The sequence below is a fragment of the Paracraurococcus ruber genome, from assembly GCF_004353985.1.
GTDB classification, from domain to species: domain Bacteria; phylum Pseudomonadota; class Alphaproteobacteria; order Acetobacterales; family Acetobacteraceae; genus Paracraurococcus; species Paracraurococcus ruber.
This window is the reverse complement of the sequence record NZ_SMOA01000540.1, coordinates 1-1,685: the sequence shown is the minus strand read 5'-3', so window position 1 is coordinate 1,685 and position 1,685 is coordinate 1. Positions and strand designations below refer to the sequence as shown.

Below are 1,685 nucleotides of genomic sequence, written 5' to 3'. Positions count from 1 at the left end.
CCGGGCGCGGAGCGCCGCGACCTCCGCCTCCAGCAGCAGCGTCCGCTCGGCGCCGGCGCGCGCCGGGGCGGCCCGCGCCTCGACCGCCGCCGCCATCGCCGCTTCCCGCTGCAGCCCGTCCCAGGCGAGATGCAGGCCGAGCAGCCCGGCCATTGCGGCCAGCGCCGCCCCGGCGAGCGGCCGCCAGCGCCGCCCGGGGGGCGACAGGGCGTCGAGCCGTAGCGCCGGCCAGGGCCGGGCCGGATCGGGGGTCGCCACCAGCGGGGCGCGCAGGCCCGCCGTCCGCAGCCGCGCCGCGGCGGGCGCCACCAGGCGCAGGGGCAGGATGGCCACCTCCACCTCGATCCGCTGTTCCTCCGGCAGGCGGCGGGCGATGCGGGCGGACCAGGCGGTCTCGGCCGCGGCGAAGGGCATGTGCTGCTCCAGCTCGAAGTCCAGCACCGCCGCCAGCCGCGCCTCGGCGGCCTCGGGCAGCCGCAGCCGCCGGCGCAGCACCCAGCCCTCCGGCACCGCCAGCAGCAGCGTCGGCTCGGCCCGCAACCGGTGCGCGGCCTCCTCCAGCGGCGCCTCCGCCTGCCAGGCGCCGCGGCGGCGGCAGGCCACCATCGGCGCCTCGCCGCGCAGGTCCACCACCCGGCGCGGCCCGCGGGCGCGCAGGGCGGCGGGCAGCATCCCGGCCAGCTCCCCCCGCCACCAGGCGAAGGCCGCGGCCAGATGGGGCGGGGTCATGGCGCGCCCCCCGCCGCCAGGCGCGGCGCCACGACCAGGGCCGGCCAAGCCCGCGCATCGCCGGGCGGGAATTCGGCGTCCAGCGCGATCAGCCGCGGCAGGCGCGTCGCCCCCGACCAGTCGGCCCGCCAGCCCGGCGGATCCTCGCCGCGCGGGGTGCCGAAATAGCGTAGCCGCAGCCCGGCGAGGCCCGCGACCAGCGGCCGGCCCGCCGCGCCTTCCCCCGACGCGGCGCCGGCCAGGGGGCGCCAGCGCAGCAGCAGCCCCGCCTCCTCCCGACGCAGCTCGAGCCAGGCGGGGCCGGCGACGCCGAAGCGCGGCGGCAGGTCCGCGACGAAGGCCAGGTGGTCCGCCCCGCCCTCGAAGAGCAGGGTGGGAAGGCCGCCCGGGCCTTCCGCCAGCAGCGGCAGCGCGCCGACCAGCCTGGCCCGGAGCTGGTCCTGGGCGAGCAGCAGGGTGGCGGCATCCGGCGCCGCGCTGGCGCCGGCCCGGCCGACCAGCCCGAGCCCGGCGAGGCCGAGCGCCGCGACGAGGCCGAGCAGCACCAGCCCGACCAGCGTCTCCACCAGGGTGAAGCCGGGGCGGGTCATCGCGCCGCCTCCGGCGGCCCGGGGCGGAGGGTGGCGAGCGTCACGCCGCCGGCCTGGACCAGCACCGGGCGCAGCACCGCGCCGCGCGGGCCTTCCTCGCCACGGCCGGTCTGCACGCGCCAGCCCGGCCCTTCCCAGCGGCCCGGCAGGGTGGCGCCGGGCGGCGCATGCGCCTCCAGCAGGGATTGCGCCCGCATGGCGTCGGCCAGCGCCGCCTCCCGCCCGCCCAGGGCGCCCAGCGCCGCGGCCAGCGGCGGCAGGATGGCGGCCAGGGTGCCGCCCAGGATGGCGAGCGCCACTACCGCCTCGACCAGGGTGAAGCCCGGCGCCCGCCGGCGGCGGGCGACCGGGCCGGGTCGCCCGCCC

2 protein-coding genes and 1 pseudogene are annotated in these 1,685 nt (G+C 81.8%); all 3 read right to left on the bottom strand.

The genetic code is table 11. The annotated features are described in order from the left end of the window. Positions 1–729, bottom strand: a pseudogene (locus tag E2C05_RS31590) (hypothetical protein); the annotation flags it as partial. Continuing rightward, a complete protein-coding gene (locus E2C05_RS31585; RefSeq protein ID WP_133223555.1) occupies positions 726–1,319 on the bottom strand; it encodes a prepilin-type N-terminal cleavage/methylation domain-containing protein in 594 nt (197 codons plus the stop codon). The pseudogene E2C05_RS31590 and the gene E2C05_RS31585, both read right to left, overlap by 4 nt. Further along, positions 1,316–1,685 (bottom strand): prepilin-type N-terminal cleavage/methylation domain-containing protein (locus tag E2C05_RS31580; protein WP_192912563.1); only part of this gene is annotated, 370 nt, incomplete at its 5' end. The genes E2C05_RS31580 and E2C05_RS31585, both read right to left, overlap by 4 nt.

Coding starts and splice junctions, on each gene's coding strand:
- E2C05_RS31585 (WP_133223555.1), bottom strand. CDS start 1,319: ATGACCCGCCCCGGCTTCACCCTGGTGGAGACGCTGGTCGGGCTGGTG.